This is a genomic window from Paenibacillus sp. E222 (assembly GCF_013401555.1).
Taxonomy (GTDB): Bacteria; Bacillota; Bacilli; order Paenibacillales; family Paenibacillaceae; genus Paenibacillus.
On sequence record NZ_CP058552.1, the window covers coordinates 2,917,744 to 2,938,756 of the forward strand.

At 44.2% G+C, this 21,013-nt stretch carries 26 protein-coding genes; 21 read left to right on the plus strand and 5 right to left on the minus strand.

Going from position 1 to position 21,013, the window contains the following annotated elements:
- The first annotated feature begins 198 nt into the window (after nt 1-198).
- The 11 genes from HW560_RS13025 to HW560_RS13075 all read left to right on the plus strand — a co-directional run bounded on the left by HW560_RS13025 (nt 199) and on the right by HW560_RS13075 (nt 7,609).
- Nucleotides 199-903, plus strand: coding sequence for a DNA alkylation repair protein (locus HW560_RS13025; RefSeq protein ID WP_090903882.1), 705 nt, complete (start codon nt 199-201; stop codon nt 901-903).
- 63 nt (nt 904-966) lie between these two features.
- The gene (locus HW560_RS13030) at nt 967-1,521 is read left to right on the plus strand and encodes a methylated-DNA--[protein]-cysteine S-methyltransferase (protein ID WP_090903881.1); all 555 of its coding nucleotides are present in this window, start codon (nt 967-969) and stop codon (nt 1,519-1,521) included.
- 571 nt (nt 1,522-2,092) lie between these two features.
- The gene (locus HW560_RS13035) at nt 2,093-2,794 is read left to right on the plus strand and encodes a DUF1361 domain-containing protein (RefSeq protein WP_179263342.1); all 702 of its coding nucleotides are present in this window, start codon (nt 2,093-2,095) and stop codon (nt 2,792-2,794) included.
- Between the two features lie 123 nt (nt 2,795-2,917).
- Complete coding sequence (locus HW560_RS13040) at nt 2,918-4,141, plus strand: amidohydrolase (RefSeq protein WP_179263344.1); 1,224 nt, start codon at nt 2,918-2,920, stop codon at nt 4,139-4,141.
- 113 nt (nt 4,142-4,254) lie between these two features.
- A complete protein-coding gene (locus HW560_RS13045; protein ID WP_090903878.1) occupies nt 4,255-4,659 on the plus strand; it encodes a GNAT family N-acetyltransferase in 405 nt (134 codons plus the stop codon).
- 29 nt (nt 4,660-4,688) lie between these two features.
- Complete coding sequence (locus tag HW560_RS13050; RefSeq protein WP_090903877.1) at nt 4,689-5,144, plus strand: GNAT family N-acetyltransferase; 456 nt, start codon at nt 4,689-4,691, stop codon at nt 5,142-5,144.
- A gap of 13 nt (nt 5,145-5,157) precedes the next feature.
- Nucleotides 5,158-5,586 carry a GNAT family N-acetyltransferase gene (locus HW560_RS13055; RefSeq protein WP_179263346.1) on the plus strand — a complete coding sequence of 143 codons (429 nt, stop codon included), beginning with the start codon at nt 5,158-5,160 and terminating at the stop codon, nt 5,584-5,586.
- Between the two features lie 66 nt (nt 5,587-5,652).
- Nucleotides 5,653-6,063, plus strand: a complete 411-nt coding sequence (locus tag HW560_RS13060) for a DUF6157 family protein (protein WP_179263348.1) — start codon at nt 5,653-5,655, stop codon at nt 6,061-6,063.
- Between the two features lie 64 nt (nt 6,064-6,127).
- Nucleotides 6,128-6,619 (plus strand): GNAT family N-acetyltransferase, encoded by a 492-nt coding sequence (locus HW560_RS13065; protein ID WP_090903874.1) that lies wholly within the window; start codon nt 6,128-6,130, stop codon nt 6,617-6,619.
- A gap of 27 nt (nt 6,620-6,646) precedes the next feature.
- Nucleotides 6,647-7,120: an NUDIX hydrolase gene (locus HW560_RS13070; RefSeq protein WP_090903873.1), complete on the plus strand. Its 474-nt coding sequence runs from the start codon at nt 6,647-6,649 to the stop codon at nt 7,118-7,120.
- Between the two features lie 27 nt (nt 7,121-7,147).
- The gene (locus HW560_RS13075; protein WP_179263350.1) at nt 7,148-7,609 is read left to right on the plus strand and encodes a DUF6896 domain-containing protein; all 462 of its coding nucleotides are present in this window, start codon (nt 7,148-7,150) and stop codon (nt 7,607-7,609) included.
- A gap of 82 nt (nt 7,610-7,691) precedes the next feature.
- Here HW560_RS13075 and HW560_RS13080 read toward each other — a convergent pair whose 3' ends face one another.
- Complete coding sequence (locus HW560_RS13080) at nt 7,692-8,594, minus strand: ArsR/SmtB family transcription factor (RefSeq protein WP_179263351.1); 903 nt, start codon at nt 8,592-8,594, stop codon at nt 7,692-7,694.
- 177 nt (nt 8,595-8,771) lie between these two features.
- Here HW560_RS13080 and HW560_RS13085 point away from each other — a divergent pair, with 177 nt between their 5' ends.
- From HW560_RS13085 to HW560_RS13130, 10 genes are all read left to right on the plus strand, one after another.
- Entirely contained in the window at nt 8,772-10,262 is a 1,491-nt protein-coding gene (locus tag HW560_RS13085) for a glycoside hydrolase family 43 protein (protein WP_179263353.1), read from the plus strand.
- A 183-nt stretch (nt 10,263-10,445) separates the two neighbouring features.
- Nucleotides 10,446-11,015 (plus strand): hypothetical protein, encoded by a 570-nt coding sequence (locus HW560_RS13090; protein WP_179263355.1) that lies wholly within the window; start codon nt 10,446-10,448, stop codon nt 11,013-11,015.
- Between the two features lie 112 nt (nt 11,016-11,127).
- Nucleotides 11,128-11,673: a GrpB family protein gene (locus HW560_RS13095; RefSeq protein ID WP_090903868.1), complete on the plus strand. Its 546-nt coding sequence runs from the start codon at nt 11,128-11,130 to the stop codon at nt 11,671-11,673.
- A gap of 41 nt (nt 11,674-11,714) precedes the next feature.
- Entirely contained in the window at nt 11,715-12,137 is a 423-nt protein-coding gene (locus HW560_RS13100) for a hypothetical protein (protein ID WP_090903867.1), read from the plus strand.
- A 45-nt stretch (nt 12,138-12,182) separates the two neighbouring features.
- Nucleotides 12,183-12,710: a cysteine hydrolase family protein gene (locus tag HW560_RS13105; protein ID WP_179263362.1), complete on the plus strand. Its 528-nt coding sequence runs from the start codon at nt 12,183-12,185 to the stop codon at nt 12,708-12,710.
- A gap of 373 nt (nt 12,711-13,083) precedes the next feature.
- Nucleotides 13,084-13,650, plus strand: a complete 567-nt coding sequence (locus tag HW560_RS13110) for a GNAT family N-acetyltransferase (protein WP_179263364.1) — start codon at nt 13,084-13,086, stop codon at nt 13,648-13,650.
- The gene (locus HW560_RS13115; protein ID WP_179263366.1) at nt 13,651-14,133 is read left to right on the plus strand and encodes a DinB family protein; all 483 of its coding nucleotides are present in this window, start codon (nt 13,651-13,653) and stop codon (nt 14,131-14,133) included.
- A gap of 57 nt (nt 14,134-14,190) precedes the next feature.
- Complete coding sequence (locus HW560_RS13120) at nt 14,191-15,054, plus strand: aminoglycoside phosphotransferase family protein (RefSeq protein WP_256222353.1); 864 nt, start codon at nt 14,191-14,193, stop codon at nt 15,052-15,054.
- A gap of 47 nt (nt 15,055-15,101) precedes the next feature.
- Entirely contained in the window at nt 15,102-15,455 is a 354-nt protein-coding gene (locus tag HW560_RS13125; RefSeq protein ID WP_090903862.1) for a hypothetical protein, read from the plus strand.
- 460 nt (nt 15,456-15,915) lie between these two features.
- Nucleotides 15,916-16,464: a hypothetical protein gene (locus HW560_RS13130; RefSeq protein ID WP_179263368.1), complete on the plus strand. Its 549-nt coding sequence runs from the start codon at nt 15,916-15,918 to the stop codon at nt 16,462-16,464.
- A 78-nt stretch (nt 16,465-16,542) separates the two neighbouring features.
- On the opposite strand, the gene sdaAA is transcribed toward HW560_RS13130, so the two are convergent.
- The 4 genes from sdaAA to HW560_RS13150 all read right to left on the minus strand — a co-directional run bounded on the left by sdaAA (nt 16,543) and on the right by HW560_RS13150 (nt 20,942).
- Nucleotides 16,543-17,418 (minus strand): L-serine ammonia-lyase, iron-sulfur-dependent, subunit alpha, encoded by an 876-nt coding sequence (sdaAA, locus tag HW560_RS13135; RefSeq protein ID WP_109998997.1) that lies wholly within the window; start codon nt 17,416-17,418, stop codon nt 16,543-16,545.
- A gap of 66 nt (nt 17,419-17,484) precedes the next feature.
- Nucleotides 17,485-18,153, minus strand: coding sequence for an L-serine ammonia-lyase, iron-sulfur-dependent subunit beta (gene sdaAB, locus HW560_RS13140; RefSeq protein ID WP_090903859.1), 669 nt, complete (start codon nt 18,151-18,153; stop codon nt 17,485-17,487).
- Nucleotides 18,154-18,157: 4 nt separating this feature from the next.
- Entirely contained in the window at nt 18,158-19,600 is a 1,443-nt protein-coding gene (locus tag HW560_RS13145) for a M20 family metallopeptidase (RefSeq protein ID WP_179263370.1), read from the minus strand.
- A 94-nt stretch (nt 19,601-19,694) separates the two neighbouring features.
- On the minus strand, nt 19,695-20,942 hold the full coding sequence (locus tag HW560_RS13150; RefSeq protein ID WP_256222352.1) for an MFS transporter: 1,248 nt from the start codon (nt 20,940-20,942) through the stop codon (nt 19,695-19,697).
- Nucleotides 20,943-21,013 lie beyond the last annotated feature (71 nt).

Sequence of the window (21,013 nt, forward strand, 5' to 3'; positions counted from 1 at the left end):
TCTCCGTTATTGTGTAAATGTTTGGTTGAACATATTTCAAATGGTTTCAACTCCGTATTCTTAAACGAAAAGGAATGGCAGTTAAACAACGACCACCGGAAAAGGATATTGTAATCTTGCTAAAACATTCGATATGGGCTTACAAATGGATGCTGCCGGGATATACTTGATCTAGAAAACCCGATGAGGAGGAGACATGTGGAATCGGTTGTAAGAACACAATTGTTATCTCTGGTCGAACCGGAATATCAGAAATTCTCGGCTGCGCTCATTCCGAATATCACGAATCTGCTAGGTGTGAGACTGCCTGAAATACGCAAGATGGCGAAACAAATCGTCAAAGAGGACTGGCGTGCCTATCTGAAAACAGCTGATGATGATTATTTTGAAGAAGTGATGTTGCAAGCGATGGTTATCGGTCATGCCCAAGCGGATATTGAGGAACTTCTGCAGCATATTGCCTGGTTTGTTCCCAAAATAGATAACTGGTCGGTATGTGACAGCTTCTGCGGTGGTTTGAAATATACAAAGACACATCTGGATGAGGTATGGCATTTCTTGCAGCCCTATCTGGTATCCAACCAGGAGTATGACATTCGCTTCGGGGTTGTGATGCTGTTGAACTTTTATATGGAAGAAAAATATATCAGCAGAGTGCTTGCTTCATTAGATACCATTCATCACGAAGGGTACTATGTGAAAATGGCAGTGGCCTGGGCAATTTCCATCGCTTATGTGAAACAGCCAGCAGCCACGATGCGTTATTTGCAGGACAACACATTGGACGATTTTACGTATAATAAGGCTCTTCAGAAAATAACGGAGTCCTATCGTGTTGATCCGGAGACGAAGCAGATCATCCGTAGCATGAAGCGAAAAGTGAAAAAAACGGTTCGTGTGTAGTATGTGTGCATAACGAAAAAAAGAAACCAGATATAAACCTGCAGGGGAAAGGACGATAAACGTATGAGAAAGAGCATCATGTGGACCAAAATGGAATTAGACGGTCGTCCGTGGGTATTGCTTGCCACCGAAAAAGGGTTATGCCGGGTCATTATGCCCAATGAAACGCTGGAAGATTGGAGCAGCTGGATTGGACGAATTGCTCCTGGAGTGGAGCTCGAAGAGAACGAATCAGCGTTGAAGCAGACAGGCATGATGGATTGGCTGCAATCCTATTTTGCCGGAGACAAAGTGGCTTTTACAGATACAATCCCGCTCGATCTGATTGGAACGGCATTCCAACAGCAGGTATGGACAGAGTTGGGAAATGTTCCTTATGGTGAGACAAGAACCTATGGCGACATTGCGGCTGCGGTGGGAAGACCTTCAGCGGTGCGAGCTGTTGGGGCAGCCAATGGAGCCAACCCCGTTCCGGTACTGCTGCCGTGTCATCGCATAATCGGTGCCAACCGCAAGCTGACCGGTTTTCGCGGAGGACTGGAGATGAAGCGAAGACTGCTGGACATTGAACAGATCGAAGGCGTGACCAATGGCGGGCATGCGCGGTTTAATTTCTGATCATCATATTTTCATATAAAAAAGAAGCAGTGAACTATCGCTAAGTGCTTCGCTCGGTTCTCAATCTGTACAGGCACTTCCTAGTGCCTGTTTTTTTGCATTGTCTACGGTTAACGGTTAGAAGAATGGATGCTAAACGGAAATATCGCGGAAGTTTTCTTTTCCTTCTGAGTCACGATGCTACCGAATCTCCTACACCTTATTGTGACCAATAGCGTGATATGCAAAAGCTAACGAACGTCAGGCGCCTTATTCCGGTAAAAACCTGCAGATTGATGCGCTAAGACTCACAAAGCAAGGGAATAAGGTGTCTGTGGTTCATTACGATGATTGATCCGTGGAATTTCGCTAAATAGGGTGTTCTGGATTCGTTAAAATAATAATGATTGGCTGGGAGCTGTCACTGTAAATGGCTCAAACGATCCTAAAATTTTCGTATATACCACATTTTGGGTTATGATGGACATAGATTATTAGGAAGGCGGAGTCATGGTTCGTTTATGAGATCGATGATCAGGGGATCCGGACTGCTCAGGCATACCACCAAGGAAAGGGAAATGGAAGGGAAGAAATGAACAATCATAAAAATACATTTTATTTAAAATTGAGTAGTGTTTTAATCATTGCTACCATAGGCTGCCTGCTTGTTGCTGTCAACTTGCGTACCAAATCAGACACAAACATGTATCAATTTTTGACGTGGGACATTTTCTTAGCATGGGTTCCATTCATCATTTCATCAACAATTAGTTATGTATACCATCTGAAACTTACAAAAACGAGTATCGCATTGGTCGGGGTGATGTGTGCAGGCTGGTTGTTCTTGCTACCGAATTCGGCATATCTTTTCACAGAAATTCTGCATGCATTCAGATACTTTGATTCTCAAGAGGAAACTAAATTCTGGGTTAATATTGATTTTTGGTATAGCCTCAGCCTAACGTTTGTCGTAGCTATACTGGGTTTAATTCTGTCCATTTGCTCGATACATCAAATCCACAGATTGTTAAATAAACGTTTAAACCCATTTAGCAGCATGGTAGTTGTAGGCGTTATTTTACTCCTGAGCAGTCTAGGAGTATACATCGGGAGATTTAATCGGTGGAATAGTTGGGATGTCTTGAAGCAGCCTGGACTCATTTTGAAGGATATCATGAATGATTTAAGTGCAGGCAACAGCATTCTGGTTGAGTTTGTGGCTTTGGTATTTGTGATTCAAGCTTTGGGATATATCACACTTCGTATACTAACGGGGAGGGCCAATAATATCTAAACGATAATCGTATGGAACACCAACGTTTTAACTATTTTTGCTGAATGAAGTCCTATGGTACCATTGACCACAGATGAATCGGTACTCGATGCACGATAGACCGAGTGGAAAGAGGGAGTGACCATGTTGAAGCAGGAATACTGGTTAACCAACGTATTATTGGAGCAAAGTTATGTAATGGAAGACGGGCAGGTAACGGGCACCCGGACAAGCCTTGGTCATCTGCGGATTGAAGATGGAGTCATTGCAGCTATTGTGGATGGGGATATGGAATTAACAAGCGAGTTGCCACAGGTTGATGGTAAAGGACTGCTGCTGTTGCCTTCGTTCGAGGAAGGACATATTCATTTGGATAAAACGTATTACGACGGACCATGGAAAGCGGTGCGACGCATCTCCAGCATTTTCGAACGGATCGAAGAAGAGGAAGTATTGCTGCCCAAGCTGTTACCCCATGCCAAACGTCAGGCGGAGAGCATTCTGAGCCTGATTCAAGGGTATGGGTCCACTCATGTGCGCAGTCATTGCAATATTGAACCGGTTAGCGGGTTGAAACGGCTGGAAGCGACGAAGCAGGCATTGGAGACATTTTCGGGCAAAATATCCGCTGAAATCGTCGCTTTCCCGCAGCATGGACTTCTCCGCTCTAAATCGGTTGAACTCATGCGTCAAGCCATGGCGGAAGGGGCCACTCATGTAGGTGGACTTGATCCTCACACTGTGGACGAGCATATCGAGAAATCGCTAAATGCAATGGTCGAACTGGCTGTTCAGTATCAGGCAGGCATCGATATTCATTTGCATGAATCCGGAGAACCGGGTAAACAAACATTGCTGCGGTTGGCTGATTTGACTGAAGAAGCGGGACTTCAGGGCAAAGTTACCGTAAGCCATGCGTTCTGGTTCGCCCGCGCGGAACAGCAGGAAACGGAAGATATGGCCAAACGAATGGCCTCCCTTGGTATGAGCGTTGTTTCGACCGTGCCTATCGGTAAAATGATGATGCCCCTTCCGATGCTCCATCGACATGGGGTGAACGTGAAGCTGGCGACAGATAGCTTGACGGATCATTGGTCTCCATTTGGCAATGGGGATCAACTGGAGAAAGCGGGTCGTTTCGCCGAACTGTACGGGTTTAACGATGAGCTGTCCTTGTCTCAGTCGCTTGCATTTGTCACAGGTGGGATGACAACGCTAGATTCTAAGGGACAACAGGTGTGGCCGAAGGTAGGGGACACGGCTAGCTTTATATTAGTTCACGCAAGTTGTTCTGCGGAAGCTGTTGCCAGAAGATCTGCACGACAGGCGGTATGGTACAGAGGGCAGTTGGTGAGCGGATCTTTGTAGGTCATAGGGAAATGGTACCGACATATGAAACCACGAATATTCGTGGTTTTTTGTGTTGCGTATTCCACATTTTGGGTTATGATGGACGTAGTTTAATGGGAGGAGCAATGACAATGAAAATTATACATGCTGATGAAACCGATTACAGTTATATTCTTGAACGAGATCGACATATCCATCCTTCGCTTGTGGAGACAAAGATCAAAGAGAACGAAATCCTGATGATATGGGAGCAAGAATCAAGAATTGGATGGATGAGGTACGGGTATTTTTGGGATAACATTCCTTTCATGAATATGATCTGGATCGACGAGCCCTATCGGAGTGGAGGGATTGGCAGAGCCGTCGTACAGCACTGGGAGCACCTGATGAAGCAAAAAGGGTTTGATACGGTAATGACTTCTACACAGTCAGATGAACATGCACAACACTTTTATAGAAAATTGGGGTATGTTGATGCAGGCTCTCTATTGCTGGAAACGCAGCCTTTGGAGATTATTTTGATCAAAAAAATCTAGTCATTTAATTCAAGGGGAAATATGTGAATATGAATGAAAAGCAAGTAACACTACAACGTATAACCAAGGAAAACAAATTAGCGTGCATTCAGCTTCAACCGCGCGAAGACCAACTAAATTTGGTAGCAAGCAATGCAGATTCCTTAATACATGCGACGAAGGAGATCACCTCGAAGCCATATGGAATTTTTGCAGAGGACCGTATGGTAGGCTTTATTTTATTTGATAATGAGATATATAATGATGGATATTATTGGATACTTCGATTCATGATTGATGAGAAATACCAGGGGAAAGGATACGCCAAACTGGCGATCAAGGAAGTCATTCATAAGTTAAAAGAGAGAACCGATTGCAAGCAAATCAGGGTATCTCATGTGCCGCACAACAAGGTGGCAAACGCTTTATATAAGAAATCCGGGTTTCAGGAGACGGGTGAATTCGAGGAAAATGGTGACATCATATTAAGTTATTATATAAGTTGAGGAGTGGAACCTGATGATCAGAGAGGCCGAAGCAAGGGATGTCGAGGTTATTGAAAGGTTGTACAAAGAATTATTACCGAACAACCTGAATACGAAGGTACTGGCAGAGCGGATAGAAGAAGTAAGGAATAATCCCAACAGTTTCTTATTCGTTTACGAAGTTGGTGATCAGGTTATTGGGACTGCGCATTTACATATTTGTCTGGATGCATTGGTGGAGAATAGACCGTTTGGCGTGGTTGAGCGGGTTATCATTACGGAGCATGTGCAGAGCAAGGGATATGGATCTGAACTTATGAAGTATATAGAGGATGTATGCATACAGAAAAATTGTATAAAAGTGTTTCTCACCAGCGGTTCATCCAGATACGAGGCCCATGGCTTCTACACGAAGTTAGGATACGATGGGGAGTCTAGCAAGGCTTTTAAGAAATATTTATAAAACGGGATCAAGCTTGATCGTATATTCGTATCCATATTTTTTCTGAATTGATGGGAGGATGTATAGATGAAAGACATGAACTATTATGAAACTTTTATTGCAGTAGCAGAAGATTGCCCTGTTAAAGTGGCAGAGATCCCCAAAGCCAAAAACGGCAGTAAAACCGTTCCAGTTATACAATATGAAATGATAGCAAACCACCCTTATCAATATACGCAAGAGGATGTCATGTTTGAAGTGTTCGCACAGCGCAATGATATACCCGACGAAAAAAGATCCATAGAGAGAACCAAGTTTTTCTCTAAGGGACAACCCTGTCTTCGTACTTCTTCGTTGGGTAAACGTTACGGTTGGGGCATTCATCATAATTCACAAGGAAAAGTGGCGATCTACGCCGTTGAATCCGAAGCATATAAAGAGTTCTTAAACGATAGTAGTTTAAAACATGTAAAGGCGATGCGTTCGAGCCGTCAATAGCTCTATTTGTTGGAGCACCAATGCTAAGCAGTCAGAATTTAAAAGAGAACTATAGGGAGGCAGTATGATAGTAGACCTCACTCCAGTAACATTGGCAGAGAAAAGTATGTTATCGAATCTGTATCAACTGTACCATTATGATTTCAGCGAATATACAAGCGAGGATATCAATCAAGAAGGTAAATACGATGTGAATATTGACTTCATTTGGGAAGGGGATAAAAGGTGGAGGCCATATTTCATTATGATTTCTGGCACTATAGCCGGCTTTGTGATTGTACTACTTGAAAATTTAGATACCGATCCAGATCCTACACATGTAATCTATGACTTTATGATCCTGAAGAAGTTTAGAAGAAGTGGGGTTGGATATGCTGCTGCGATGCAGATATTTGAGTTATACAAAGCCAATTGGGCACTTGCTCAGATGGAGAGTAATACTCCTGCAATAGCGTTCTGGCAAAAGGTGTTAAAAGATTATACAAATGATCATTATACGGAAACATTCAGAGACGATGCCAGAAAGTATATTCAGACATTTAGTACGAAGGAATAAAAACAAACATAGGTTAAGGAGAAAAAAATGAATATTCGTTCTGTCTCACTAGCTATTTTGAGGAAAGAAGACCGCATTTTGGTTCAGGAAATTAACTTCCCGGATATTTCAACTACTTTCTACAGGCCTATTGGTGGAACGATAGAGTTCGGTGAGAACAGTAAGAAAACTCTGATCAGGGAGCTCAAAGAAGAGTTGGATCAAGAGATCGAAGAGCCTCGATTAATTTCCGTTATTGAAAATATTTTTGGAATAGAAGATGAATTAGGTCATGAAATTGATTTTATCTATGAAGCATCATTTATAGATAAATCTCAATATAATCAGGAAGAATTTGTTGGATTAGAAGGTTCTATTCGCTATAAGGCATGTTGGAAACCGATCACTTATTTTTCAACAACAATGGATGATGTAAAGCTGGTACCTGATGGATTGCTGGATTTGTTATTGGAAAAAGAACTGGAAAATGGGTCTATGGTAAGGCATATAAGAACCAAGTAAGGGTGAGAAGAAGGCAGGAGGCAAGAGATGCACGCTTTAACCAAAGAAATAACAGATACATTATTGGAAGCGATGGACACGTACAAAAGAATTGCACAAGAACTGATCGACAAATTGATCTCGGAAAACAGCCAGGCTGAAAAGGAAGAGATCATCAATGGAGCGTACTACTTGCTATCCAATGAAGAAGTAGTAAACGGTGAAGAATATTTGAGTGGAAAATGGCATTTCGATGTTCATGGAGAGCATTGCATGTTCGAGAATGCAGAAACAGGGCAAACGTTGGAGGTTTCCCTCGGCAGTATAGATGATGTGGGTAACATGGACCCTTATTTTTTTTATAACTATTTGAAATCCACTGCAAATTATGAACACCTGATTGCCTATTTCGAAAATCCCTTTGGGGATATGTTGGATTTTTTTGAAAGGTTGGCAGCCCAGAACGTGTTGATTCATGTTCATGGTGTTGAATATAGAAAGCTTCTTTAACTGCGTACAGCAGTATCCCGTTCATTCAAGGGAATGCGTTTGAAGAGAAGAACGGGATTAATCGTTATTACATAAAGAAAGATTAGCGTTGTACGCGTATGACAATATCTTGGTCATGATTGCCGAACCCGGAACCATAGATTGTTAATCCCCCGACGTTAGTCCCCTCCTCGTCAACCGTGAAACGAAGTGTCCAGAAGGGTTGCTCCAGTTGGGTATCCTCAATCTTCACGTCTGACATCCACTCTCCATCCATATACGTACCCGAGCTATCAACACGAATTGTCTTTAATAATCCATATTGATTCACATTACGATGCCACCATGTTGGCGTATATTTGCCTCGAGCAGCTCTTCCGAAGTCAGCTGGGCTTGTCCACGTTCCTAGCGAAATACCGTTAAACGTAAATCGGATATCGGATGGCCAATGATCTCTTAAACCCGGGGCTTCAGAAGCCAGTTCCACTGAAATCTCAATGGCGCTAGCAGTCTCATCAGGAAGCATATAGTTAGGCGTTTTGTATTCGACATAACCTCTTCCGAACCAGAGGATGGCAGCGTGAACCCGCTCAGGATCAAGAAAGTAGCGTGGGTCGTCCCAGACTCCAATTTCTTTCTCGTGCGTCCCAAGACCACAGGTAGGATGAACTTCAAATGCAGTATAGTGCCCCACTGAAATGGTCTGTTCTCTAATTCTTGCTGTCCGACTGGCGGAGGGCAGTTCGATCTCGATGTTATTTTGTTTGAGGAAACATAATTTGTGCGTGCCTCCATTCAGGCGTATCCTACGGCTATCGATCAGTCCAGCTTGCTCAAGCTTTCGTATGTGCATCGTGACGATGGAGGGGCTAAGTTCTAACGCAGCCGCAATATCCTTCACATTCATTTCGCTATCTGCAATCATATCCATGATTCTCCATCTAACCTCGCTTGCCAGCGCTTCGTATAACGGTATGAATTTTGGATCTCCGTTCGCTTTGATCATCCTTAACCATCTCCTAACCCGATCTATTGAAATCATATATATATTAATTTAATGAAATTAACTTGACCCTTCAACTCTAACGCATTGAAAGAATGATTGCGATAGTGTTTAATTTTTTTATCTGCTTATGAAGTTGGATTCTTAAATATGTGAATTAGAGAAAAAGAGGTGCCTCAAATGAAATACAATAATCCGGTCATTAAAGGGTTTTATCCAGATCCAAGCATCTGCAAGGTGAATGACACTTATTATCTGGTGTGCAGTTCTTTTCAGTATTTTCCGGGTGTCCCGCTTTTTGAAAGCAAAGATTTATTGAACTGGACGCAAATCGGTCACTGTTTAACCCGAAAAAGCCAGATTCATCTGGAAACGGTGAGCAGCTCGGGAGGTGTCTTCGCCCCTACAATTCGATACAACAACGGGCGATTCTATATGACCACGACGAACGACACCACGCGTCAGAATTTCTATATATGGACTGATGATATATACGGGGAGTGGTCAGAACCGATTATGGTGGATCAAGGGGGAATCGATCCGGATTTGTATTTTGAAGACGGTAAGGCCTTCTTTATGAGCAACGGAACCGACGATGAAGGAATTGGGGGAATCATTCAGTGTGAAATTGACATTGAAACAGGTCACAAAAAGACCCCAAGTCGCTCAGTATGGCAAGGATCAGGCGGACGTTATCTGGAAAGCCCACATTTGTATAAAATGAATGGTTACTATTACCTCATGGCATCTGAAGGCGGAACCGAATACGGTCATATGGTCACATATGCGAGGGGAGATTCTCCTTCCGGTCCTTTCGAGCCTTATGCCAAGAATCCTGTTCTGACCAACCGTAATCTAGGTGGTTATGAACTGCAGGGGGTTGGCCATGGCGACCTGATTCAGGACGAGGCAGGCAACTGGTGGATTTTCCATTTGGGATTCCGTCAGAGTGGACAGTGGCTAACCTATCATCATCTGGGCCGGGAAGTATTCCTTACGCCAGTTACCTTTGACGAGGAAGGCTGGTTTACGGCAGGACATAAAGGTACAACGCTTATGAGTTTTGACACTGATCGTATTTCCGACATAGTCATTCAACAAGAGAAGAAAAGCTATACGTTTGAGAACACGGATTGGAATCTGGACTGGTGTTTTCTTCGTCATCCCAATACAGAAAATTATTTGTTAGAGCAAGGCAACGTAAAGTTAAAAGGAACCGAAGTGACACTGGATGTTCCAGCATCCCCGACATTCATTGGCCTACGTCAAAAAGACTTTGACGCGACCATCTCTGTTGATGTCAGTCTTACGAACGGCGAGGCAGGCATCACCATCTACATGGATGAACAGCACCATTATGACTTGGCCATTCGCAAAGAACAGGGCGTGTATAAGGTAATTGAGCGTCTGAATATTGGGGATATCAAATCAGTCGAAAATGAAGTGGAATTGGGAAATGATCACCAGGCCACATTAATGATACAGGCAAGCCATGAGCGCTACAGCTTCCTGATTCATGCGGATGGCAAGGACAACCTCCTAGGGACAGCGCAGACGAAATACCTTTCCTCAGAAGTTGCCGGGGGATTTACAGGGGTGCTAATTGGTCTATACGCGAGTGGCGAAGGTTCTGTGGCTGAGTTTTCTAAATTTAAGTGTGATTATCTTTGAAAAGGTAAGGGGAGGGACTTTTGTTCCTTCTCTTTTTTTACTTGCGTTAATATATAGAATAGGAAAGGTATTAGTTGTAAAAAGAGAAGCGTAATGATAGCGATGTGGGTCTTGCCTAAATATAATCAAAGAATCTTCGATAGACTCGCACATCGTTATGATATCAGGAAGAGGTGTTTAAACGTGAAAATAAAATATGAAATGCCTGAATCATTAGTAGACATCGTCCGAATAGATAAGGAACTACGTGAACGACATGATAGAACCTTACAGGATTATGTGGGTTTTTATATTCGTTTTAATAATGATGATGATAGGTACTACTGTACCCCAGATGATGCCATCGTATTTGGAAAAACAGGGGTAGATGGTGATCACTTTGCTTTTTTAACGTTTAACGGATCAATTAGCGATCTGGAAAAAGCTCCTATTATTTTTATTCAGCCAATGGCATCGGGTAATCAAGTAACTTTAGTAGCCAGAAATCTCAAGGATTTTTTAGCTGTATTCATTAATCTCAAGGAAATTTATGTTTTGGAACGATTTCGATTTTATAAGAACAAATTAGATTTTATTAATGACTATAATGATAACTACTTAAAAGATATAAGGTTGAGAGAGAATGATAGTAATTTTATCAATGATCTATTAAGGAGGAATGTCAAAGGTATAGTAAATATTGATGATGTATACGAATACATTACTGAGTTAAAGAAACAAATAAAACTAGAAATATATGATGATGATTTTTAGTTTTCGGATGACAGGTGTAGTCTAGTGGATTTAATAATTTAAATTGCGACAAAAGTATTGAAAGACTTGTTGTTCCTTATATAGCTGGATTAGATAATTAAGGGAGGACTGCATGGAAGATCAATGGAGAATTGCAACGTATGATCCTTCTTGGAGGCACATGTTCCTTGATACCGGGATAAAATTAAGAGAGGCGTTGGGTGAAAAGGTTGTGCGGATTGACCATGTTGGATCAACTTCCGTCTTCGGCATGGATGCCAAGCCAATCATAGATATACAAATTTCCGTATCTGATTATGATGGTTTGCTTAACTACAAAAACGAAATTGAAGCGGTCGGTTTCATATTCAGAGAAGAAAATTCGGATAAAACCAAGCGATATTTTCGTGAAGTACCCGGAAGCAGGAGAACACATATACACGTAAGGAAAGCTGGGAGTTTCTCTGAGCAGATGAACTTGCTTTTTAGAGATTATTTGAGGGAACATCCAGCGGATCGATTGAAATATGCGGAAGAGAAGCACAGGCTTATGGCATTATACAAGGACCAGCGGCCAAAATACGTGGAAGGCAAAGGACCGATGGTGTGGAGCATATTAGAGAAAGCTCATCTATGGTCCCAAGAAATCGGGTGGCAACCGGGAGAATCTGACGCATAGGAACATTCATTGTATATGGATAACCTTACGGGAGTGGTGAGATGAACATTGGAAGAAAGCTGCTGACGACCGTTCTAACCATCATTAGTTTTACTTTAATTGCAAGTATAATATCCATGAATCAATCTTACAGCTTTGATTTTTATATTCTTGTTTATCTTGTATATGCGACTCCCCTGATCACATTGATCGGGCTACCGTTATCCTTATTGGTGGATTATCTGTTGAGCAGATCTCGTTTCGGAAATTATGTCATTTATCTAAGTTTGAGAATACTGGGTTACGCATGTGCTGGAGTCTTAGGTATGTATATCTATTATTTGCTCATGGGCGCGGGAGAAGAAATTATAAATTTTAAAGAGTCGATAGTATTGACCTTATTTGGCGTTCTAGCTGCTATACTATTTGTGTTGATCGATCTGGGATTGGAAGGTTTGTTAACGGTGCGAAAACGAAAGACGTAGTCATACAATTGCTGATTTAATATTATTTTTCAGGAGGAATATAAGATGCCAACCCACTGTGCAATTCTTGTTATCGATGTTCAGGTAGCCATGTTCGATGAATCAGATCCCGTATATCAGGGGGACGTATTGCTTCAGAAAATACAACACGTCATTTCCAAGGCTCGGCAAAAAGGTCACTCCGTTATCTACATTCAGCACAGTGAAGGAGCAGGCAGTCCCCTTGAGCGTGGAACGGCAGGTTGGGCGATTCATCCGTCCATTGCGCCAATCACGGGTGACCTTGTTATTGAAAAGCAAACACCGGATTCGTTTCACGAAACAGATCTTAATCTGAAATTGCAAGAAAACGGAGTGACGGATCTTATTCTGACTGGCATGCAGACGGAGATATGCGTGGATACGACTTGTCGTAGAGCAAGTAGCCTTGGCTATGCACTAACCTTGGTTCGTGATGCTCACAGCACATGGAATTCCAACATTCTTCAGGCTGAACAGATTATAGAACATCACAATTCGGTTCTGAGCATGTTTGCGAATGTGGTGGATACCGAAAATATACTGAATGGATGAGATGAATTGACGTTTAATAAAAGAATATTTAATCTTTCGGCTTGGATTGCCGTGTTAGCTGTGATCTGTATTCCAGGAACAGCCTATACGGAGGGGACTTTACGGACAGAGTATGGTTTTCCTTTGCGGTTCTTTACTGATTATCATTATAAGAAACCGGATGATACAATCTGGTTTCTTTCCACTATAAATGTGAATGCTCTTCTTTATCTGTTTAATGTCCTGTTTATATACGCTGGAATTCACGTTTTACTCTATGTAAAGAAGAGGATGACGAAGCCAAAAGAGTAGGGAGCTGCGACAATCGCGGCTCTTTTATTTTTACCATATCATGGGTTATGATAGAAGGCACGAAGAGATTGGGGATGATGATATGAAACAGATTCCAACGGCATGGAATTCAGAGCGACTTTTCATTTCCGATTTGAAAGAAGCTGAGATTTTCGATATCCAATCCATTGTTGATACGAGTAACTATGTACAGGAATGGGACGGACGAGATCATGAGCCGGATTATGTGAGAACGTGCTTTGAAGAAGGCAATCTTCCTCCTGGGGGAAAGCTGGAGAACTATCGAATTCAGACCATTCGTATGAATGAGGAAAACAAAAGTATAGGTGTGTTGAGCCTGTACCATGGCTACCCCATGGAGGATTCGGTTTATCTCGAATTTTTGTATATCCATAGTGAAATCCAGAAGCAGGGTTATGGACAAGAAATGATGCATGCGTTAACCCGATTGTTTTCCGAACTTGGTTATAAGGAAATCAGAATCAATGTGGCGCTCAAAAATTGGCCTGCATTACGATTTTGGACCAAATCGGGATTTGATCAGATTAGCGGGATTTACGGAGACCGTGAACATGCAGACAAAACTTTTGCCAATATGGAACTGATCAAAACACTTAAAAAGCATGATAAAGAAAAGGAGAATGGCTAAATGGAATCTTTCTTTCGTTATAACTGGATCGTGCGTGAGCAATGGTTTCAGTGGTGTGAGGATGTACCGCTGGAAGAGCTGCTTCGGCCTCGAACAGGCGGGGTAGGCAATATATTGCAAACGTTTTTTCATATTATTGATGTAGAGTGGAGCTGGCTTCAATTATTGCAGGGCAAACCGGATGGTATGGAGAATTTTGATAACTATAAAACACTGGAAGAGGTACGACAATTCGACCGCAAGCTGCGACCTGATGTGGAGGCATTTGTTCTAACCTGGGACCCCAGCATGGAAAAGAGACTTTGCATCGATCCCGAATTGGATAGCACCGTCGCCAAGGAATCGTGGGGAGAAGTGATGCGTCACGTGATTGCTCATGAGATTCACCATATGGGGCAATTATCGGTATGGTCCAGAGAACTGGACAAGAAGCCCGTGTCTGCGAATTTCATTGGTAAAGGACTTATTACACCTGACAACTAGAGTGAAAAGGAGACAGAAAGATCCAAATTCTAATTTCACAGAGAAGGGTTGGGCAAAATGAGGTTAACGCTGGAAAGTATCCGCTGGGTCGAGTTGAGCGAAGAAATTCGCTGCCTGCTTGAAAAACCATACAAGATGCTTCCCCTCTCACCAGGCTTGGAAGCGGACGTTGTGAAGATAGAATGCGTTGATCACTCTTATGTGTTAAAGATATGGAACAAGGACTCCAAACCCAATATTTGCAACCAGTATGAACTATTATCTCAACTATACGAGAGTGGAATACAAGTCTCCCAACCCTACGGTTGGGGCGTGGATGTGAATTCTAATCAAGTCCTGTTGACAAGTTATGACGGGGAGCCTATAGCCAAGTTAAGCAAAATCAAGCTGGAGCAATTGGCTCAAAAGTTAATTCAGGTCCATGGTTATGATGTAAAGGATACAGGTAACGCGGCTGCAAATTACATACCACAATATGATTTCGTTGGATATTTTTTTCCCTCCATTGAACTGCATGAGGATATGCATCAGATTCTGACGACCCTTCTTCAACGGACTGAGTTGAGGCAAGATCATTTGATCCATGGTGATTATAACCTGGGAAATGTTCTGGAGGCAGGTGATCAATATACGATCATCGATTGGACAAATGGGCAGCGCGGTGATCCGAGGTACGATATGGCGTGGTCCATTTTTTTGATGACTGTTTATACAGGGGAACGAAACGGTAAGATGTACAGTGCTCTATTCAAGAGTCTGACAGAATACACACCAGACGATGCGGAGATTTTTGAAGCGATGGCTTGTTTGCGCTGGATTCTATTAAAGCGAGTGTCTAATGTTCCTATGGGCCCGGGTGTGATGCAGCGGATTAAAAAGATTATTGGCAATAATTCATATTTAAATGATGAACTGCTGTAGTTGTCCTAAACTCTCCTTCGTTGCATACCTATGTATAGAGGAGCGTGATGGGTATGGAACAGAAGGTGCAAACCTATTTTGAATTAAAAAAGCAGCAAAAAGAAATTGAACAGCGTCTATCTGTGTTACGAGATGAGATTGTCGGGTATTGTGAGGAGCAGGGCGTCTATGAGACGCAAGTTGGTGGATACGCCGTGAAAACGGTGCTTCAGCACCGCAAGGAATATGATGATCAGAAGCTGTACGCATCTCTTCCTGATCCAGACATCTGGCGACTGCTATCCAAGGTGGACAGTCATAAGCTGAAAAGCCTGATCAAACTGAACATACTGACTGAGGAGCAGATTAGTCCAGCTTGTACGGTGAAGCCAGTAACATTATTACAGGTGGACAAGTTGTAACCGGACAATTTCATAGGTACATGAAGCAAAAGCTGGCTTTTTGTGTTCGATCAGCAGTTACAGCCGAAGGAGCCTTCTGGACTATCATTAAGGAGTAGCAATCATAATTTCTTTCATTCGCACATATATCCAACGCTCCCCCAGGAGCGGATTGAATCGGTCACGAGGTGGCCGGTTTTTTTTGTTAGGCAATATGTAGTACAAATTCCAGTCGAGAGTTTTGAAACATCTGTAAGCATAGGCCTGATTCAGTGCCGGAATAAAGAACAAACGGAATACTTTGAAAAAGTTATGCGAGTAGTTTATATGTTATAATTTGTAATTAATTCATGTGCCATCTTTGATAGGGAGGGGAGAAAATGAAGACTTTCCCATCCCTGTCCATATTCAATGGAATGAAGTTCAGGAAGAGACTGTATATCTTCAAGAGTTGTAGACCGATAAATTGAGGAGATGGGCCATGAAGAAAAAAATCATTTCGATCGTGCTTGCCATCTGGATATTGATGATTGTGATCAGTGTGGTTCTTCTGTTTCTGCCCAGAACGATCCATCTTGATGGTGTGGCTGTAAAATATCGGCTGGGAGAAGACAACAGGGAACCGGAGCAAAAGGTTCATATCAACATGGATGGCAAGCGTTATCTAACGACCTCGGGTGATTACATATTCAGAGGAACTATTGATATTGAAGGTGAGTCTTTCCCTGTACCCGAAGATCAAAAGGGGCTCGAAATTCGTTTTCATAAAGGATACGGATTGATGGAATACATCATTGATGAAAATGAGAAAACGGATATCTTCGTGTACGGAACACTATTCGTAGATCGTGCATTCACCAAACTCACCATCGCCATTTCGGAGGAGGATTCAAGCGGAGAGCAGCGCAGTAGAAGCTGGAGCTCCGAAGATGGGCTTATGCTCTCCATGCCCGCAACGAATCGTTCTGAAGCTATTCAGCTCTCTAATGAACTGATGGAAACCTATCTCGGGGGCTATACATTAAAATGAGAAATTATAAACATAAACAGGCATGCATTTACCTTGAGGGCCTTCCTTCTACCTCCATGTAAACCACATGCCTGTTTTTTATTTATGCTGCAAATCTCTAGTAATTTTGCGTCCTGTCGGGGTTTGGGCGAGACCGCCACCTGCCGTTTCTCGTAAGGATTCCGGCATCGCCGATCCAACTTCCAGCATGACTTGAACGACTTCATCCGAAGGAATAATACTGCGGACTCCGGCAAGAGCCATATCTGCTGCTCCCAGAGCGGTAATTGCGCCGAAGCCGTTGCGAACGATACATGGAATCTCGACAAGTCCCGCTACCGGGTCACAGATCAGGCCAAGCGTATTTTTCAGGGCTAGCCCCACGGCATGGATCGCTTGGGAAGGGGAGCCACCCCGAATATCCACCAAGGCCCCGGCTGCCATGCCTATCGCAGATCCCACTTCGGCCTGACAACCCCCTTCCGCACCGGAAATAAACGAATTGTTGGCTATGACGTAACCGATCGCTCCGGCTGCAAACAAACCATAGACCATCTGCTCATCCGTCCAGCCGAAGCGTTCCTGACTGCTGATGAATACGCCGGGGATAATACCGCAGGAGCCCGCTGTCGGTGTAGCTATGATCCGTCCCATCGAAGCATTTACCTCCGACACCGCCAGCGCGTAACTCATGGATAGGCTGGCATGATCACCAAGCAAGGACTGTCCATCCGAACGGTATGTCATCAACTTCCGGGCATCGCCTCCGGTGAGTCCACTTTTGGATGTCGTATCGGTGTGCAGCCCCTGATGGACGGCGCTTTTCATAATAGTATAGTATTCCTGCATCTGCTCGAACACGACGCCCATATCTTCGCCCGACTCCTGACACTGTTCCTCCAGCATAAGCTGGCCGAGGGAAAGCTCGCGGCTCTCTGCCAATTCGGCAAGTTGTTTTAACGTTCGGAAGTTCATCGATGTGTGCTCCTTTTATTAAAATTCAGTACAGACGAATTCGTACTTGGTTATCTGTAACTGAAGCTACAGACAGAGCAGGTTAACCTCCTGTACTTCAGGGATGGACTCAATCCCCTTGATCACGGCAGGATCTATTCTGCCATCACACTCCATTACCATCATCGCTTCGCCGCGCCGGTTTTTTCGATCAACCGACATATGACCAATATTGATGTGATTGTCCACCAGTAATCTTGTGACGACTGCAATTACACCCGGCTCGTCGCTGTGACGAATGATGAGTGTGGGATAGAGGGCAGTCAGCTTCAGGTTGTACCCGTTGATGCGCACAATCTCAATATTTCCTCCACCAATGGAGGTACCTACGATATCCAATGTGCGTTCTCCTGCGGCATTAGTCAGAACAAGCTCGGCTGTGTTCGGATGTGGATACAGACCTTTACCCGGACGAATGATGATTTCCATCCCAGCGGTTTCTGCGTGAGCGAATGCTTCAGGCAATCCGGGATCATCGGTGTCCATATCGAGAAGGCCGCCAACAATCGCGGTGTCTGTTCCATGTCCTTTATAGGTAGCGGCAAAGGAACCGAACATGATAATCTCCGCATGGGAGGGACATTCTCCGAATAATTGTCGCGCCGTGCGTCCGATGCGAGCTGCTCCTGCGGTGTGGGAGCTTGAAGGTCCAACCATGGCTGGACCGATAATGGAAAAAACGTCTTTGAACCTCACCTGCTCATTCTCCTCGCTGCGGAGGATGTACATCTGTCGGAACAAGACAGTCGTAGACTTCACCACCGAGTCTGTCCTGCAACTCCTGTTTCGCCTCTTTCACGATCTCCGGGTGAAGAATGGATTCGATGGCCGTAGCTGCCATTGCTTTCGCCGCTAGAAGCATACCTTTATGTGCATAAGTGCTCTTACCTTGAGCTACGGTCTGCCAGGCGTGTAGCGGCGTGCCAAAGGCCATCGTGGACGTGATGCACTGCGCAGTCGGTACATTCCAGCTTACATCCGCTACATCTGTTGAGCCACCCATGAATGTCTCCTTTTCATCTGAATAGGGAGCGATAAAGTTAGGCAGTGGCCGCTCAGCCAGAAGAGGGGCAAGCTCAGGTCCCACCATTGCTCCGGCTTCCTGCTGATTTTGCAGGGGCAGCGTGTCATAGATGGCTTTGGCATAGATGTATTCTTTCTCTTCATATTCGGGTGCGCCGCAGGCAACGAGATGCCGATGCATTACTTTCTCAAGCGTACTATTCGGAATCAGATTGGCGCATGCCCCTTCATATTTAAAGTCCATTGCTGTTTCTGTCATCAGGGCGGCCCCTTCGGCCACTTTCACCAGACGTTCAAACAAACTGCGGACCTGTGCAGTTTTGGGAGCACGAACAAGATAGGTGACCTCCGCTTCAGCCTGAACGACATTAGGGGCAAAACCGCCTGAATTGGTAATCGCGTAATGGATTCTCGCCTGATCAATCATGTGCTCCCGCATATAATTTGAACCAATGTTCATCAGTTCCACAGCATCAAGAGCACTTCGTCCCAGATGAGGAGCCGCGGCGGCATGAGCACTAATGCCTTTGAAGGTGAACGTTCCGTGAATGACGGCATTGGAGCTTCCGTGCATCACTGCATTCAAGGAATGAGGGTGCCACGAGAGTGCTGCATCCACATCTTTGAAATAACCTTCGCGAGCCAGATACGTTTTGCCATATCCGCTTTCCTCTGCAGGACAACCGTAAAAACGAATCGTTCCTTTTGTCTCCGGGTGCTCAACTAGATAATCCTTGACCGCCACCGCCGCAGCCAAAGCACCAATCCCGAGCAGATTGTGCCCGCAGCCATGACCATTTCCGCGGGGCTGAACCGGATGATAGGTACTGATTCCAGCTTCCTGGCTAAGGTCGGCCAGTGCATCATATTCACCTAATAGAGCAATAACAGGCAGGCCTGTACCATAGGAGGCGATAAATCCAGTCTCTAGACCGGCTACCCCACGCTCAATCGTGAAACCTTCGGATTCCAATAGCTCCATAAGCAGTTCTGCCGATTGAAACTCATCGAAACGTGTCTCTGCGAATTCCCAGATACGATCACTGGCATCGGTAAACAGTGCACTTTTTCCTTCAATAACATTGGATATATATTGGGTTAAATTTAGGGTTGTAGTCATAAGAATGGGCACCTCTTTTTTGTATAGTTGTTGTGTTGTTGATATAAGCGACAGACGATTGACGAAGCGACATTATAGCGCTATACCCGTATCTCTAAACGGCTGTGGCCTGCACCTCTGGCGTGGTATCTTGATCCGAATTAGTACGACGGGAGAACATCAGGGTGATGGAACAGATCAAGGCAAAGCCAATCAGCATGATGAAGGCTGTAGCATAAGATCCTCCGGAAGCCTGAACCAGAAATCCGATCAACATGGGGGTCAGAAAACCTGCAAGCTGAGCACCTGTGTTAATGAATCCATTGGCGGTAGCGACCACGGATTCGGGCATCGTTTTGAGCGACTTCGAAATGATCAGTGTGGAGATGAATCCAGCCATAACTGTGACGATGGTCATGTACGTAATGAAGGTTGTAATCGTACCGGAATGACTCATGAGATAAAGGAACACCGCAACCAGTACACCGAATACGGAAGCAATGATGCGATCTTTGCCTGCCGGAATTCGGTCAAGCACGTATCCACTGAGGAGCATGGTGAAAATGCTGACCAAAGCCGGAATGGCGGCGAGCACGCCCATCTGCGTCATATCCAGGCCTCTGACATTGACCATATAGGTCGGCATCCAGGATTGAAGTCCCCAGTTCACCGCATAGATACTGAAATAGCTGATGAACAGATTCCAGATCATGGGCGTTTTTAGGACGGCTTTTAGCGACATTTTAGGTTGTTGGCCTGAGGTTCCATCCGCAAGCTTGGATTTGACAGCAGGCTCTTTTAACAGGAAGAACATCAGAGCTGTAATGAAAATGCCCACAGCACCAATGATATAGAACAAGTTTCGCCAGCCAATAGAGACAAGCGCGGGCCCGGTAACAAGTGGAGTGACTACGCCCATAATGGCTCCGGATGCCAGCATGATGGACATGGCTCCACTCCTTTGATTGACGGGAAAGTTGGTCGCGATGGCTTTGGAGCCGGATGGAAAGAAGCTGCCTTCGCCAATACCAAAGAGAAAACGTACAAAGATGAGAGAGAACAAGGACCAGGCGGAGCCGGTCAGAATGGTGAACACAGACCAGGAGAACAGGGAGACGAGAATGACTTTCCGATAGCCAAAACGGTCAGCAAGTGCTCCGCCTGGAATTTGCATGATGGCATACCCGAGAAAAAAGCTACTAAGGATGACCCCTTGTGCAGAAGCGCTCAGCCCCAGGTCTTGCGTAATACCAACGATGGCATAGTTAATCACGAAACGATCCAGATTGCCGAGGCACCAGCCAAGAAACAAGAGAACGAGAACAATGTACTTGAAGTGTTTGCTTTGCATGATTTTGGACATTGTGTTACCTTCTTTCTCATTGATTGTCATATAAAATTCTTTGTTGGTTTAAAGTTACAGGATGAAGGCTT